The organism is Methyloparacoccus murrellii, assembly GCF_054657115.1.
In genome coordinates, this window is record NZ_BAAHXD010000020.1 from 40,445 (window position 1) to 55,616 (window position 15,172).

Annotated in this window: 19 protein-coding genes; 12 read left to right on the plus strand and 7 right to left on the minus strand. The window is 61.4% G+C overall.

The features are described 5' to 3' along the window. Positions 1-216 precede the first annotated feature (216 nt). Positions 217-1,419, plus strand: coding sequence for a tyrosine-type recombinase/integrase (locus ACYQ1H_RS07595; RefSeq protein WP_460027449.1), 1,203 nt, complete (start codon positions 217-219; stop codon positions 1,417-1,419). Between the two features lie 89 nt (positions 1,420-1,508). Here the strand turns inward: ACYQ1H_RS07595 and ACYQ1H_RS07600 are convergent, their stop codons facing one another. Together ACYQ1H_RS07600 and ACYQ1H_RS07605 are read right to left on the minus strand one after the other, a co-directional pair. After that, positions 1,509-1,754: a helix-turn-helix transcriptional regulator gene (locus ACYQ1H_RS07600; RefSeq protein WP_050714668.1), complete on the minus strand. Its 246-nt coding sequence runs from the start codon at positions 1,752-1,754 to the stop codon at positions 1,509-1,511. Between the two features lie 121 nt (positions 1,755-1,875). Further along, complete coding sequence (locus ACYQ1H_RS07605) at positions 1,876-2,880, minus strand: hypothetical protein (RefSeq protein ID WP_050714669.1); 1,005 nt, start codon at positions 2,878-2,880, stop codon at positions 1,876-1,878. Between the two features lie 81 nt (positions 2,881-2,961). On the opposite strand from ACYQ1H_RS07605, the gene ACYQ1H_RS07610 reads away from it, so the two are divergent. The 11 genes from ACYQ1H_RS07610 (at position 2,962) to ACYQ1H_RS07660 (ending at position 11,988) form a co-directional block, all read left to right on the plus strand. Further along, positions 2,962-3,195, plus strand: coding sequence for a Plasmid-related protein (locus ACYQ1H_RS07610; RefSeq protein ID WP_015039729.1), 234 nt, complete (start codon positions 2,962-2,964; stop codon positions 3,193-3,195). Positions 3,196-3,198: 3 nt separating this feature from the next. Further along, positions 3,199-4,077 (plus strand): helicase RepA family protein, encoded by an 879-nt coding sequence (locus ACYQ1H_RS07615; RefSeq protein ID WP_460027450.1) that lies wholly within the window; start codon positions 3,199-3,201, stop codon positions 4,075-4,077. Continuing rightward, complete coding sequence (gene repC, locus ACYQ1H_RS07620; protein ID WP_460027451.1) at positions 4,031-4,936, plus strand: replication protein C, IncQ-type; 906 nt, start codon at positions 4,031-4,033, stop codon at positions 4,934-4,936. The genes ACYQ1H_RS07615 and repC overlap by 47 nt, the downstream gene beginning before the upstream one ends. A gap of 711 nt (positions 4,937-5,647) precedes the next feature. Then, a complete protein-coding gene (locus tag ACYQ1H_RS07625) occupies positions 5,648-5,926 on the plus strand; it encodes a TraK family protein (RefSeq protein ID WP_460027452.1) in 279 nt (92 codons plus the stop codon). Positions 5,927-6,258: 332 nt separating this feature from the next. Continuing rightward, positions 6,259-6,633, plus strand: coding sequence for a conjugal transfer transcriptional regulator TraJ (gene traJ, locus ACYQ1H_RS07630; protein WP_017997823.1), 375 nt, complete (start codon positions 6,259-6,261; stop codon positions 6,631-6,633). A gap of 34 nt (positions 6,634-6,667) precedes the next feature. Continuing rightward, complete coding sequence (traI, locus tag ACYQ1H_RS07635) at positions 6,668-8,482, plus strand: TraI/MobA(P) family conjugative relaxase (protein ID WP_460027453.1); 1,815 nt, start codon at positions 6,668-6,670, stop codon at positions 8,480-8,482. Positions 8,483-8,695: 213 nt separating this feature from the next. Beyond that, positions 8,696-9,481, plus strand: a complete 786-nt coding sequence (trbJ, locus tag ACYQ1H_RS07640; protein WP_017997821.1) for a P-type conjugative transfer protein TrbJ — start codon at positions 8,696-8,698, stop codon at positions 9,479-9,481. A gap of 16 nt (positions 9,482-9,497) precedes the next feature. Continuing rightward, complete coding sequence (gene trbK / locus ACYQ1H_RS07645; protein ID WP_050714673.1) at positions 9,498-9,773, plus strand: entry exclusion lipoprotein TrbK; 276 nt, start codon at positions 9,498-9,500, stop codon at positions 9,771-9,773. Beyond that, positions 9,770-11,431, plus strand: a complete 1,662-nt coding sequence (gene trbL / locus ACYQ1H_RS07650) for a P-type conjugative transfer protein TrbL (RefSeq protein ID WP_460027454.1) — start codon at positions 9,770-9,772, stop codon at positions 11,429-11,431. Before trbK ends, trbL begins: the two co-directional genes overlap by 4 nt. 2 nt (positions 11,432-11,433) lie before the next feature. Further along, on the plus strand, positions 11,434-11,691 hold the full coding sequence (locus ACYQ1H_RS07655) for a hypothetical protein (RefSeq protein ID WP_460027455.1): 258 nt from the start codon (positions 11,434-11,436) through the stop codon (positions 11,689-11,691). 63 nt (positions 11,692-11,754) lie between these two features. Next, positions 11,755-11,988 (plus strand): type I toxin-antitoxin system ptaRNA1 family toxin, encoded by a 234-nt coding sequence (locus ACYQ1H_RS07660; RefSeq protein WP_104561779.1) that lies wholly within the window; start codon positions 11,755-11,757, stop codon positions 11,986-11,988. Between the two features lie 218 nt (positions 11,989-12,206). Here the strand turns inward: ACYQ1H_RS07660 and ACYQ1H_RS07665 are convergent, their stop codons facing one another. From ACYQ1H_RS07665 to ACYQ1H_RS07685, 5 genes are all read right to left on the minus strand, one after another. Beyond that, positions 12,207-12,560: a hypothetical protein gene (locus tag ACYQ1H_RS07665; RefSeq protein WP_460027456.1), complete on the minus strand. Its 354-nt coding sequence runs from the start codon at positions 12,558-12,560 to the stop codon at positions 12,207-12,209. Continuing rightward, entirely contained in the window at positions 12,557-12,922 is a 366-nt protein-coding gene (locus ACYQ1H_RS07670) for a helix-turn-helix domain-containing protein (RefSeq protein WP_460027457.1), read from the minus strand. Before ACYQ1H_RS07670 ends, ACYQ1H_RS07665 begins: the two co-directional genes overlap by 4 nt. Before the next feature lie 34 nt (positions 12,923-12,956). Further along, complete coding sequence (locus ACYQ1H_RS07675) at positions 12,957-13,943, minus strand: caspase family protein (RefSeq protein ID WP_460027458.1); 987 nt, start codon at positions 13,941-13,943, stop codon at positions 12,957-12,959. Further along, a complete protein-coding gene (locus ACYQ1H_RS07680) occupies positions 13,943-14,314 on the minus strand; it encodes a TIR domain-containing protein (RefSeq protein ID WP_460027459.1) in 372 nt (123 codons plus the stop codon). The genes ACYQ1H_RS07675 and ACYQ1H_RS07680 overlap by 1 nt, the downstream gene beginning before the upstream one ends. A gap of 78 nt (positions 14,315-14,392) precedes the next feature. Beyond that, complete coding sequence (locus ACYQ1H_RS07685) at positions 14,393-15,157, minus strand: SAM-dependent methyltransferase (RefSeq protein ID WP_460027460.1); 765 nt, start codon at positions 15,155-15,157, stop codon at positions 14,393-14,395. Between the last annotated feature and the right edge of the window lie 15 nt (positions 15,158-15,172).

A 15,172-nucleotide genomic window follows, 5' to 3' on the forward strand; every position in this document is an offset into this window, starting at 1 on the left:
GCCTGGCAACATTTGGCATCGCCAAGCACCGTTTTTTCATGGCATGATGGATGGCATTGAATGCTTCTATGCCATGAGAAGTCGCCGATACCATGCAACCACCTTGCGGGTGTTCATGGTATTGAATTGGCGTAACACAATGATTTTGTTGTTGTTTTACGCCAAGATTGGCCGATTTTCGGATCATGGTATTTGAGCTGAATCAGGGCGAGAACCATGCTGACCGATACCAAGCTGCGCAACCTCAAGCCGAAGGACAGGCTCTACAAGGTGAATGACCGTGACGGCCTCTATGTAGCCGTCACGGCCGCCGGAGCGATCTCGTTCCGCTACAACTACTCGATCCACGGTAGGCAGGAGACCATCACCTTCGGCCGCTACGGTGTCGGCGGCATCACCCTGGCAGAAGCCCGCGAGCGGTTGGGCGAGGCCAAGAAGATGGTCGCGGCCGGGAAGTCACCGGCCAAGGAGAAGGCGCGGGATAAGGCCCGCGTCAAGGACGCGGAGACGTTCGGTGCCTGGGCGGAAAAGTGGCTGCGCGGCTACCAGATGGCCGACTCCACCCGCGACATGCGCCGCTCAGTCTACGAGCGCGACTTGAAGCCGAAATTCGGCAATCAGAAGCTGGTGGAGATTACCCACGAGGACTTGCGGGCACTGACCGATGCCATCGTGGAGCGCGGCGCGCCGGCAACGGCAGTGCATGTCCGCGAGGTGGTGATGCAGGTCTATCGCTGGGCCATCGAGCGTGGCCAGAGGGTCGAGAACCCGGCGGAGCTGGTGCGCCCAACGTCCATCGCCAAATTCGAGCCGCGCGACCGTGCGCTGACGCCCGACGAGATCGGCCTGATGTACCAGTACATGGAGCGCATCGGCACAGCGCCATCCATTCGGGCGGCGGCCAAGCTGCTGCTTTTGACGATGGTGCGCAAGAGCGAGCTGACCAACGCTACCTGGAGCGAGATCAATTTCAGCGACGCGCTTTGGACGATCCCGAAGGAGCGGATGAAGCGGCGCAATCCGCACCTGGTGTTTCTGTCCCGCCAGGCGCTGGACATCTTCATTGCCCTGAAAACCTTCGCCGGTGGATCGGACTACGTGCTGCCGTCGCGGTACGACTCGGACCTACCCATGAGCAGCGCCACGCTCAACCAGGTGCTGACGCTGACGTATCGGCTGGCGCAGAAGGAGGGAAAGCCGCTCGCCAAGTTCGGGCCGCATGACTTGCGGCGCACGGCCAGCACGTTGTTGCACGAGGCCGGCTACAACACGGACTGGATCGAGAAGTGCCTGGCGCACGAACAGAGAGGCGTCAGGGCCGTCTACAACAAGGCCGAGTACCGCGAGCAGCGGACGGCGATGTTGCAGGACTGGGCGGACATGATCGACGAATGGACGCTCAAGCGGCCGAAAGCTTAAGTCAGAGGAGGTCAGGTAGGCAGCGCCTCCAGAACAGCGACCTTGGCCTCGGCAGTCATTGACACTTGAGGGGCGCTGCGTTTTAGCCGCTAAAAAGCGGTGGCTGCGACCGATGGGGTGAAGCCGGGCCGCATGGCCTGCGTGCCCGATGACTTGCGTGCCTCGATCCATTCCTCGACCTCTGCCAAGTCCCAAGCGACGTTTCGGCTGGTGAGTGCGATCCGGCGTGGGAACTCCCCGCGTTGCTCCATGTTGAAGATCGTGCGCTCAGACAGCGGGATCATCGCCAGCAGCTTCTTGCGGTTGATGAGTGTCTTGCTTGTCGTTGCCTGCATCCCTTGGCCTCTTTCGGTCACTAGCGAACATGTGCCAGATGGTGCTTGGTAATGCGGATCAGGTCGGCCGTATAGTTGTTCACTTTGGTTGACATCGAAAGAGATCAGAGAACGCGCGCTTCTATTGCTTTTTCAGATGAAAATTTTCGGGAATCGATGCCAGCGCTTTAAGTGCCTTAGACACTGCTTGGCGCGTCAGCGGCCGTTGATCGTTTCTCGAAAGCTGTTCTGCAATCTCCGACTGATTGAGCCCGGAATACTGGAGCACAAGAATCTTCTTCTTGGCGTCCGACAGCTTCGAGTCCACCATCAATCGCGCCAGGTCTCGAAGCTCAGCCATGTCGGCTGGCTGCAAGGTCTGACCCAGCATGTAGTGAAAGAAGTAGTTATCAACCAGCTTGTCGCCGGACGCCGCCGCATGGGGCGTGGCTCGCTTCGCGCATTGCCGCTTGAGCCTTGCCAGTTCGATATCGAACTGCGCGACGGATCGTTTTGCTTGTCTATAGGCAGGGTTGCCTGCACCGCTCAGCAACTTCGGCTGATGAGCAACGCAGTACAGGCTGCTCAACCGAAGTGTGTCAGCGGCCCCGCGCAGTTGAGACTCATCGCCTGCAAATGAAGCGAGCGCGGTGAGCTCTCCGCAAAACCGACAAAATCCTTGCCTGCGTCTTCCATTCAAGCCCCGTGACTTTCCGTCGGAGCCTCGTATTGGAGAGTCCACCGGCTGTTTGCAGGCGCAGGCCCATATCAGCTCAAACAGCGATTCGAGAGTCGCTGTAAACCGTTTGTCCCTTGCGCTTGTGCAGTCCTCCTGACGGATGAACCTTCGTAGCAGTTCCCGTTGCAGAGGAACCATCGCATCAAATCCGATCAATCGAATGATGCCGCTCAGGCCCACCCCTGTCCCAGCTCCGGGGATGTGGCCCAAGAAGCGCAGTGGAAGCTTTTCCGTGTACTTGGCCACAGCGGGGTCGATCAACTCTTCTACCAGCCGAACGATTGGGTGCTGCTTCGACGATGCGGAGTAGGGCAGCCACCGATCATGGAACTGCTTGATGGCTTCCGCGACGGTCGGATCGCATTCTTCGGAAATGATGGTGGGTTTCGCATTTCGCATGTCAACCATTGTGGACAACTAAATGGGTGTTGGCAACTCTAACAACGCCTAACCTTCGTTGTACTTCAGTTGATAACGGAGGTTTACGCAATGACGATGGAAGACACGCTGCTGCAACGCTTCGGCCCGCTGCTGAGCATCGCGCAGCTCGCCACTGTCCTGGATCGTTCGCCTGATGGATTGCGGATCAGCTTGCGCGCGACGAACGAGTGGACGCAGCGAATCAACAAGGCCCGCTTGAAGATCGGCCGGCGGGTTTACTTCCGAACCTCGCAGATCGCCGAGGTGCTGAGCGACGAATCCCTGTACGGAACGGGGAACTGAGTCGTGGCGATTGATGTCCTGGCGGCGTTCGAGTGCGAACCGCCGGTGCTGGATTTCATATGGCCGGGCTTCCTGGCGGGGACAGTCGGCGCGCTCGTTGCTCCAGGAGCCACGGGTAAGAGCTTCTGGGCGCTCGAAGCGGCCATGAGCATCGCATGCAACGTTTCCGGTGGCGATCTCGTTGGCCTGGCCCCCGCGCGTACCGGGCGAGTGGTCTATCTGGCCGGGGAAGACCCACCGCCCGCGCTTGTGCGGCGCATTCACGCCATCGGCCAGCACCTCGGACACACAGCCCGCCAAGCCATCGCAGAGAACCTTGCGGTTGAGCCGATCATGGGCAAGCGCTTGAACATCATGGACGATGCCCACTTGCGCCGCGTTGTCGAGTACAGCGCCGGGGCGCGGCTGATCGTGCTGGACACCCTGAGTCGCATTCACGCCCTCGATGAGAACAGCAACGGCAACATGGCCCACCTCGTCGCCGTGCTGGAGCAGGTCGCGGCTACTACGGGCGCATCCGTGCTCTACCTGCACCACGTCAGCAAAGGCAGCGCCCGCGAAGGGCAGACCGACCAGCAGCAGGCCGCGCGTGGCGCGTCCGCGCTGATCGACAACGCCAGATGGTGCGGCTACGTCGCCCGTATGACCGAGGACGAGGCCAGGCGTCTCAGCGACCGCGCTCATGACCGGCAGCCTATCGGCAATGAGCGCCGCGGCTACTTCGTGCGTTTCGGTGTCAGCAAACAGAACTACGACGCTACGCCGCTTGATCGCTGGTACATGCGGCACGCGGGCGGCGTTCTGGTGCCGGTGGAGCTGCATGAGGCCAGCAGGAATGAAGAAAAGGGACGTGATGGCCGGAGGCGAGGCGATGGCTTTTGACCTCACCCATGCCAGGCACGATCCAATGCACTGCTTGGTCCCCGGCTTGTTCCGCAGTCTCAAACGCGGCGAACGGAAGAGGCTCAAGCTCGATGTGACGTATCACTACGCCGAGAATGAACAAGCGAGGTTTGTCGGCTTCGAGCCTCTTGGTGCTGATGACATGCGACTGCTGCAAGGTCTTGTTGCTCTTGGAGGGCCGAAGGGCATCATCCTGACGCCAGAGCCAACAGCAGAGTTGCCGAGGCAACTGCGTCTATTCCTTGAGCCGAAGTTCGACGCGGTAGGGCAGGATGCGCTTGTTGTGCGAGAGAGCATGACAAGCCTGCTAGCCGAAATCGGCTTGACCGATGGTGGCGACAACATCAAGGCCATCAAGGCGTGCTTGCTGCGCATGGCAAACGTGACCGTGGTAGTCACCAAGGGGGGCAGGCAAAGGTCTTTTCACCTGATGAGCTATGCCTTCGACGAGCAAGACGGGCGGTTGTTCGTCGCACTGAATCCACAGATCGCGGAGGCGATTCTTGGGAGGCGCCCGTATACCCGCATCGAGATGGTCGAAGTACGGGCGCTACAAACCGACCCGGCCCGCCTGATTCACCAACGGCTATGCGGCTGGATCGATCCCGGCAAAGCCGGGCGCGTAGAACTCGATACCCTTGCTGGCTACGTCTGGCCAGACGAGGCGAACGCCGAGGCCATGAAGAAGCGCCGCCAGAAGACCCGCAAGGCTCTGGCCGAGCTTGGCTCCGTGGGCTGGAAGGTCAGCGAGTATGCGACAGGGAAGTGGGAAATTGGCAGGCCAAAGCCCGTAGTAACGTTCCCCAAGCTCCGTAGCAATGATCCCCTTCATCCGTAGCAACGTTCCCCGCCTCAAGCCGGAAAATACAGCAACGGCGCGGGATTGGGGCTGGTTCGCAAATTCCATCCATGATCTTCCAAGATCATCCACTAGGCGCGGCACTTGCCGCCGCCCTGTAGGGCGACGCCAAGCCCTTGCAGGCGGTCGGCCTTCGGCCGTTGGGTTGTACGCCAGAAGGGTGGTTGGCTCCGGCCGACCCTTTTAGCGGCTAAAACGCAGCGCCCCTCAAGTGTCAATGGACTGGCGTTGTATGTTGTAGCGCGCTACAACATACAACAGTTCAATTCGATTCCCGGCCACGTCATGAGGCCGGCCCTTCTTTCGCGCGCACGTCGAGCTGCAGCATCGCTATTTCCGGCGAGGCTGGCCACAATCGGGGCACGGTCGACCATCGCCACATCCGACGATGCACCGAGGGGCCCCATCGCTAGTTCTGAAGATTACGGCCGCCGGCGCTCGAGCTCGCATCGCCGCTTCTGAGGATGCGATCCGCTCTTTGACACTTGAGGGGCCGAGCGGCGGGGGTTCTCCCGGCAACTCCCTCTTGGCGTTCAACTTTCCGTGCTATGAGCTCCCGTCCCTGTCTTCGATAGGCGTGCCCGTGTCATCGACTCCATGTCAACCATTTCGGCCAATTATTGGACTGTTGTGTAGGCCGGCACTCCGTAACCTTCGGAGTAGTTCAGTTGATAACGGAGGTTTACGGACATGGTGACGACAGAAAGCAGCTACCCCGACGAGCTGGCCGCACGGCTCGATCATCAGCAGCAGACCTCGCAAATAAAGCGGAGGGACTACCCGGCTGCATTCATGGCGGCGCGCACGGACGTGTCGGCAGCGATTGAGGCTGGCTACGCGCTCAAGATCATCTGGGAGCACATGCGCGAGATCGGGCGAATCCCTTTCCGCTATGAGACGTTCCTGAAATACGTTCGCCAGCACATCACCAATGCACCGCCTGGCTCCACGGGTCAGAGCACGAAGTAAGCAAAGTCCCATGCTCTATCGCTGCAAGCGCATGGCTGAAACGCTGTTACCGGCCTCTTGGATCGCTGCAAGCACACGGACGTTGGCAATTTCCGTTGGTTTTCCCGCTGCTGGCGCGCTGTTGCGAAGCAATGGTGCGGTTACAGCGCGAAATTCGATGAGGCATACGAGGCAAAAACAACGCCGAAAGGCGGGCAGGATGTGTGAAGTAGGCCCACCGCGCAAGCGCAGTGTTCCTCTTCACTTTCCCTTATTCGCGCCTACGGCGCTCAACGGGCATCCTGCTCTGCGAGGCATCCGGCGACCGCCGGCAACGACATGAGGACGCCAAGATGGAGGTCAACGAGAACAAGGTGACGAGGAAGGGCAGCCCGCCCATCAAGGTCTATTGCCTGCCCGAAGAGCGGGCCGAGATCGAGGCGAACGCCAAGAGGGCGGGCGTCAGCGTGGCGCGCTATCTGCGCGACGTGGGCCAGGGCTACCAGATCAAGGGTGTCATGGACTACCGGCACGTGCGCGAGCTGGTGCGCGTCAACGGCGACCTTGGCCGTCTTGGCGGTTTGCTCAAGCTCTGGCTGACGGATGACGCGCGCACGGCCAAGTTCGGCGAGGCCACCATCCTGGCGTTGCTGGGCCGGATCGAATCCACACAGGACGAAATGAGCCGCCTCATGAAATCCGTGGTGCAGCCGAGGGCGGGGGCATGATTTTTTTAGCCGCTAAAACGCTGGCGGGCCGGCCATGATCGCCAAACACGTGCCGATGCGCTCGCTGGGCAAGTCCGACTTCGCCGGCCTAGTGAACTACGTCACCGACGCGCAGAGCAAGGATCACCGGCTGGGCCAGGTGCAGATCACGAACTGCGATGCCGTGTCCGTGCAGGACGCCATCACCGAGGTTCTGGCGACCCAGCACACGAACACGCGGGCCAAGGGCGACAAGACCTATCACCTGATCGTCAGCTTCCGGGCCGGCGAGCAGCCCGGCGCCGACACGCTGCGCGCGATTGAGGAACGCATTTGCGTCGGGCTGGGCTATAGCGAGCATCAGCGCATCAGTGCCGTCCACAACGACACCGATAACCTGCATATCCACATCGCCATCAACAAGATTCACCCGACGCGGCACACGATGCACGAGCCGTACTACTCGCACCGGGCGCTGGCGGAACTCTGCACGACCTTGGAGCGCGACTACGGCCTGGAGCGAGACAACCACGAGCCGCGCCGGCGCGGTGCGGAGGGGCGGGCCGCCGACATGGAGCGGCATTCCGGCCAAGAAAGCCTGTCCGGCTGGATCAAACGTGAATGCTTGGCCGAGATCAAGAGCGCGGCGAGTTGGGCCGAACTGCACCAGGTCATGCGTGAGAACGGCCTGACGTTGCGCGCCCGAGGCAATGGCTTGGTCATCGAAGCCGGCGACGGCACCACGATCAAGGCCAGCACCGTCGCCCGTGACCTGTCCAAGTCGGCGCTGGAGAAGCGTTTCGGGGTCTACGAGGCTTCGCCCGAGCATCAGGCCGCGCCGACGCGGCGCGGCTATCAGAAGGGCCAGCCGATGCGCTTGCGTGGTGGGCTGGACACGACTGAGCTTTACGCCCGGTACAAGGACGCACAGCAGGGCCTCACGGCGACCAGGGCCGGCGCACTGGCCGAGGCGAAGCGCCAGAAAGACAAGGCCGTGGAGAACGCCAAGAAGGCGGCGGCGATGAGGCGGGCGGCGATCAAGCACCTGACCGATGGCCGGCTGACCAAGCGACTGCTGTACGGCCAGGCCAGCGCGGCACTGCGCGCCGATCTGGCGGCGATCCACGAGCGCCACAACCAGGAACGGGCAGCTATCTATCTGGCGCACAGCCGGCGCACGTGGGCCGACTGGCTCAAGCAGCAGGCAATGGCCGGCGACGACCAGGCCATCGATGCCTTGCGCGCCCGTGAGGCAGCTCAGGGCCTCAAGGGGGACACCCTTCAGGGTGAGGGTGTGGTGAAGGCCGGTCGTGCCTTGGTGATCGACAGCATCACGAAGAAGGGCACCATCATCTACCGCGCCGGCAGCTCAGCCGTGCGTGATGACGGCGAGCGCTTGGCCGTGTCCAGTGAGGCCGACCGCGCCGGCGTGTTAGCCGCCTTGCGCATGGCGATGGAGCGTTACGGCGAACGCATCACCGTCAGCGGTAGCGTGGCGTTCAAGGCCACCGCGATCCGGGCGGCCGTGGATGCGCGGCTGCCCATCGTCTTCACCGATCCGATCCTGGAGCGTCGGCGGCTGGTCGAGGCCGCGAAGGCTCAGGCCAGAGTCCGTCCCGGCGCGCCACCTGTCGGCCGGCAACCACCGCCGCATCGTCGGCATGGCCTGCGCACGCTGGGCCAGCTCGGCGGTCTGTACATCGAGGGCGGAGCCCAGCGGCCGACGCAAGCGCCGAGGCCAGCGCCGATGCCAGCCAAGGTACGACCATCAGCACCGTCCGAACTAGCGCAGCGCGAGGCGCGGCTACGGGCGCAGATGGAGGCCAAGAGGGCCAAACGCCAAGAGAACGGCAAGGGGCGTGGTCGATGACGAGCGCTTTCACTACCTGGGAGGTGCAGTGCGAGCTTCACCCCCGTACACCGATGTTCAACAGAAATGGCCGGGCGCTACGGTGTCGCTCAGGTCGGGGTACCGGGACAGCGATACGGCGTGCTGTCTCTGTGATGGCCCAACGCCGCCAGTTGCCGACCAGGCAGCCGGCAGGCGCAGTGCAGCCGCTCATCACATTCCAGGAACTCGACCATGAAACACGTCCGTTTTTTAGCGGCTAAAACCGCGCTTGCCGCCTCCCTCCTTGGCGTCATCGTGACCACGCCGGCCTCGGCCGGCATCCCCGTCATCGACGGCGGCAACCTGGTGCAGAACGTCATGACGGCCATCGAGTCGGTGGCGCAGACGCTCAAGCAGATCGAGCAGTACCAGACCCAATTGCAGCAGTACGAGAACATGCTGCAAAACACGATGGCCCCAGCGGCCTACATCTGGGATCAGGCGCAGTCCACCATCAACGGGTTGATGAATGCCGTCAACACGCTGGACTACTACAGGAACCAGCTCGGCAGTCTCGACACCTACCTGGGCAAGTTCCAGGACGTGAGCTATTACCGCAGCTCGCCGTGCTTCTCGGCTGCCGGGTGCTCGGATGCCGAGCGCGCCGCGATGGAGCAAAACCGCCGCCTGGCGAGCGAGAGCCAGAAGAAGGCGAACGACGCGCTTTTCAAGGGCCTGGAGCAACAGCAGCGCAACCTGACCGCCGATGCTCGCCAGCTCGAACGGCTCCAGTCCGCCGCGCAGGGTGCGAACGGCCAGATGCAGGCCATCGGCTTCGCCAATCAGCTTGCCGCCAACCAGGCAAACCAGCTTCTGCAAATCCGCGGCCTGCTGATCGCGCAGCAGAACGCCGCGACCGCCAGGATGCAGGCCCAGGCTGATCTTGAGGCCCGGCAGCAGGCGGCGCACGCGACAGCGACGGAATCCAGGATCGGCAAAACAGCCAGCCCGAGAAATTGGCTTGAGCTGATCCGCTGATCGGGGGGCAGACACCATGCAAAAAACGCTGCTGATCGCCGCCCTCATGGCGGCCTTGCTGGCTGGCTGCGAGAAGCAGCCACCCGCGCCGGTCATGCCCGAAGTGAGCGACGCCAACTGTCAGCTTCCCAGGATCATGGAGATCAAGGACAAGGCGACGCGAGAAGCCTTTGCCGGGAAGTGCGCACGCCGCTCGCTCACCGGCGGCGGCATTGCACCGACCAAAGACCCGAAGAACTGGCTGGAGCTGATCGACCAGACGACCCCGAAGGGGCAGGAGGCAAAACCATGAAAGCACTGCACAAGGCGGCGCTGATCGGCGTCGCCCTCGCGCTCTACTCCACCGCCGCATCGGCCCAGCTCACCAACCAGGGGATGCTTGACCAGGTAGTGACGGACTTCGCCTCAGCGGCGAGTTCCTGGCAGGTCGCCGTGATGAATGCGGCCATGTTCTTGTTCTGGACGCTGGGCACAATCTCGCTGGTCATCACGTTCGGCTTCATGGCGCTGCGCAAGGCCGACATTGGCGAGTTCTTCGCCGAGTTCATCAGGTTCATCCTGTTCTTCGGCTTCTTCCTCTGGCTGCTGCGCTACGGCCCGACCTTTGCCGGCTCGATCATTCGATCACTGCGCCAGCTCGGGGAACAGGCTTCTGGCGTGTCCTCGGTGACACCCTCGGGCATCGTGGATGTGGGGTTCCTGATCTTGAAACAGGCCCTTGCCAACCTGTCGGCCTTCTCGCCTGTCGATAGCGTCATTGGTGTGGCCTTGAGCCTCGGCATCCTGATCCTGCTGACCATCGTTGCCGTGAATATGTTGCTGCTGCTCGTGTCGAGCTGGATTTTGATGTACGCGGGCATCTTTTTCCTGGGGTTCGGTGGCTCGCGTTGGACGTCCGACATGGCGATCAACTACTACAAGACCGTGCTGGGTGTGGCCGTGCAGATCATGACGATGGTGCTCCTGGTCGGCATCGGGAATGATCTGCTTACCAGCTTCTACGCCAGGATGAACACCGGCACGCTGAACTTTGAAGAGCTGGGCGTTATGCTGGTTTTCTGTGTGGCGCTGCTCATGCTGGTCAATCGTGTGCCCCCTCTGGTCGCCGGCATCATCACCGGCTCGGGTATCGGCGGCGCGGGTGGCATCGGCAACTTCGGCGCAGGTGCTGCCATTGGTGCGGCTATGGGCGCGGCGAGCATGGCCGCCGGTGCGGCAAGCGTGGCTGGCGCGGCCGTGATGGGTGGTGCGGCCTCGGCCGCCGGCGGCATGTCGGCGATCAAGGCAGCGTTCGAGAAAGCAGGGTCTAGCGCAGGCGGTGAATCGGGCGGAATGCCCATGCTCGGCGGTGGCTCCGACTCCGGTAGCGATGCAGGCTCGTTTGCGCAAGCTGCTGGCTTTGGTGGCGGGTCAAGCTCAGGTGCGGGCACCACTACACCACTTGCACAGGCCGCCGGTTTCGGCAGCAGCTCGGGCAGCGGTGCCAGCGGCTCAGGTGGAAGCAATGGGCAGCAGCCCGGTAAATCGGGTGGAGGTTCCAGCTCGAAGGGTGGCGACGAAGCCGGCAGCAAGAAAGCCCAGCAAGGCGGCCAGCAGGCCGCACCAGGCAGCACCGGCCCCGGCTTGCTGGCCTCGGCCGCATCGGCGCTTGGCACGGCGGGCCGCGTGACAGCCGACGCCGGCGCGAACCTGATGCAAGGCGTCGGAGAGGTTGCGAAGGCCAAGGCCGTCAGCATCCGCGACGCCGCCGCCGAGCGCATCGCCGACACCACCGGCAGGAAGATCGCGGCGGCGATCAGGGCGAGCGCGGAGAGCGACCAGGCCGGCGCTGTCGAGGCGGTGCCGACATTCGGTGGCAACAACCTGGCAGGGGCCGATTCGGCCGCTGCCGATCCTGATGATGAAGTGGCCGCGTTCGCCAACCGCGAGCACGGTAAACCGGAGGCGTGACCATGAAACGTAGTGGCTTTTTCGACTGCCTGGCGCTCGACCAGGTGCAGCGGCCGGCGGTGGAGTTTGAGCAGCCTGGCGATCAATCAACCGAACTTGATGCAGTGGCGGAAGTGGCGGCCTTCATTGATCGCCCTGCTGCGTCTGCTATCGAGGCCACCAGACCGGCGGCTAGGTCATCAGGCAACAGCTACAGCGGCAGCAACAGGAACACGCCGCTGGCCGATGCCGCCGGCTTCTACAGCAGCGGCCAGCGATAAGGCGCGCCGGCCGGCGTGGGGCCGGCCGACACTTCCACAACCCACCTACCACAGAGGTGAATCATGGCAACCTTGAATCCTACCAATGCAATCGCAACCCAGGCAGTTCATCATGCGGCCGCGCAGCTTGCGGCCCTGGACTGGATCGACCAAGAAGCGGCGCGGCAGCTCTCACCGATGGCAGAAGCCGTCGCCAATATGTTCATGGTGCTGTACTACCAAGCCGAGACGGGCCGAGCCACGCGGGACGATTTCCGCCAGGCCCTGGATGCGGTGCGGCAGTCACTCGCCGCGTAGGCTCCACCAGGAACAGCAAGGGCGGCCAGTGGCCGCCCTTGTCGTTTTCTGGCCTGCATCGCAGTTTTCGACGATGCGCGCCGGCGTGCTCGAGCATCGCCAGTTCGAGCGATGACGGCCGCCCTGTGCCTTCCCCTTGGCGTGGATCTCGCATCGTCATTTCCGGCGATGAGATCCACCTGCAGCACCGCCAGAAATAGCGATGCTGGCCAGCTTCGTTATTTGATGCCGTGCATGGTCCGCGCACGTGTCGCAACTTCGCGGGCGTGCTCGATATAGGCCAGGTCGCCGGTGGCTTCCGCATCGGCCAGGACTGCAGCCACAGCTTCGGCATTGGTCAGGTGTTCGGCCGGATCGAAGGGCGTCAGCACTTCACGGCCGACCGCAGGCGCATCCAGCCACTCCCGTTCCTGCGTGGTCAACTCGACCGAAGGGTCGAATTGGGCCAGCAGCTCATCGAGCGTGTAGCGCACCCGGTCAGACGCGGCGCGGGTCGGGTCGGCCTTCAATGCGTCATGGGCCGGGCCGGCCTTCTCATGCCGCCAGGCTTCCAAGTTCTTCGGGTTAGTCATCGGCCGGCCTCATCGAGCAGCGCCGTCAAGCTTTCCAAGTCATCGACCGAGTGTGCCCGGAAGCGGCCGGCCAGCAGCTCGTTCAGCTCGGCCGGCGTCAATCCAAGAGCCGTTGCCGCCTGGTCGTTCGACAACTGCAGCGCCTTGATGGCCTGGCCGATCTTGGTTACGAGCGTGGCCTTGGCCTGCATTTCGTCGGCCCCGGAGTAGCCCAGGTCGGCATAGACGTTCGTGCTGCCTTGTTGAATGTCCGGCGTGTCGTCGGCGTTCAGATCGGCCAGCAGCTCGGCGACCGAGCCGAACCACGTCACGCGGCCGGCGCGGCAATCTGCAATCGCTTCCTCGGTTTCTTTTCTGCCCATCTCACACCGCTCCATTCCATCCAACGGGGCATCCCTATATCAGATTCTTTGCCGCGAGCCGCCGATAGTGCTCGCCGAGAGCCGTGAGGCGGATGGTTTTGCTCTCCATGGCGGCATGCCACATGTGCGGAGCACCTTCGGGCACGACAAGTCCTACGCGGTTGTACTTCTGTAGGAGTTTGAAGATCGCGTTGTGATCAGGGTCTGGAGCTGGAATGCCTTGGGGGTCTGTGGCCCAAGTTTCATGCCGTTCTGGCTCATACGTCGGATCAAGTTGGAACTGAAATCCAGGGGCCGGGAAAAACTCTGAAATCCGGCGAAGTTCCGCAAGTTCCAAGGGAGGTTGCACTTTCCGCAAGGAAACGAAACGTTTGACGTTGGTCTTAAAAACAGGCCGCTGCGCCCATGGTCCGAGCGACTGGTCTACATGTGCATAGACACCGCCTGGCGTCACATCTCCGACGAGGTTTGCGGCAGCACCGCCAAGCGCATCGACTAACAAGCTGGTAAAGACACCAGCCCCATCTTCCTCGGTCGCATACTGTTCCGCAGTTGAGGCGGTGAGGATGGTCACTCCGTCGCTGATCTCGGCTACCTTCTGCTGCAACGCGCTTCCTCCTACGACGCCGCTATGACAGCTATCGAGAATGATCACGCGGTTCTGAATCTTCGATTGGTTGGCCATCGTCATGATCTCGGCCAATGGCACGCCGTCGTTTCCGGTCTTCACGTCGGAAGAGCAAAGGTAACCGCCCGTCGCTTCGATGTGTCCATGCCCGGCAAAGTAGAAGAGCGAAACCTCACCATCGCCAGCGAAGAGGCTTTCGATTGCTTGTCGAAGCTCATTTCGCCCAACCGGATCGCTTGGTCCAGTAGCGGTTAGATGCTTCACACCGAAATTCACCGACCCATCGGCGTGCCGATCAAGCATGGCCTTCACCGCGAACGAATCGTTCACGCAACCATAGAGGGGTGAAACGTTGGTGTAGTGGTCGATACCGACTACGAGTGCTTTGCGCATTAGAGGCTATCAATCCAGGTAGCGATGTTGGGCCAAGTCCAGACCATCGTATTCACACCGGCGAGGTCGATACGATCCTCTTTGTAGGCCCAGATACCGCGAATTTTCTTCTTCTCGTCCTTGGCGCATTGAATCTCCCACTTCTGCCCGCTGGAGTTGAGAGAGTTCTTGCTGACGATGACGAGGACCCCATCGGACCGAAGAATGCGGGTCCGCACCTTCTTCTTCCACTCTTCGTCGTAGGCTTCTTTGACCGACATGTCGATGTACTCGAAGGGTGAGTCGGTATGCAAAGACTGCCCCTTGATCATGTCGCGGATGCGTGCGTCCTCGATTGCGAAGGCAACGAAGATGACTTTCTTGTCGGCCATAGAGACGCTCCTTATTGGTCGTTTTGTGAACGCCTGAATTAAGCCGCACTGCGAAGCGGCTTCGGCTTAAATGAATTGTTAGGCTTTTTTGAGGCTGATTCTTGGCATGAGTGCGAACACGCCCCAACCCAAATACTCCCGTGTGTAGGCAGCGTGGCGTTCAGGCTCTGTACTAAGTTTAGAACGGATCTCATCCGCCAACTCATCGTCGGGATTTTCCTCAAGCCATCGGCGCATCGTAAGCCACTTGGCCGCTTCGTATCTGTCCCAACCATCTTGATTGGCTAGAACCATTTCAACAACGTCGTAACCAAGCTTGCCGAAGGATGCGAGAAGCTCTGGAAGAATAAGAAAGTCGGAAATTGAGTTGGCAAAACATTTTTTGGTAATATCTTCCGTTGGCGGCAACTGCCGCCAGTAAGGCTCGCCAATCAGAATGAGTCCGCCAGTACGCAAGCTTTTAGCCAGAAGCTGGATAGTGCCAGCGACACCTCCACCAATCCAGGTGGCACCGACGCAAGCCGCCACATCAGCTTTTTTGTCAGAGATGTAGCCGGCTGCATCGTTGTGAATGAAATTAACTTGATGAGTAACACCGAGTTCTTCGGCGCGCTGTTTAGCCTGTGCGGTGAACAACGGACTCATGTCGATGCCAGTGCCGACAATGCCGTGGTCGCGCGCCCAAGTACATAGCATCTCGCCCGAACCGCTACCAAGATCAAGAACGTACACCCCCGGCGTCAGGCGCAGCGCCTCGCCAAGAGTAACGAACTTGTCTGGCGTGAACGGATTGTGGATTCGGTGCGCACTTTCCGTGATGTTGAAGAATCTCGGGATGTCCAATTGAAAATTTCCTAA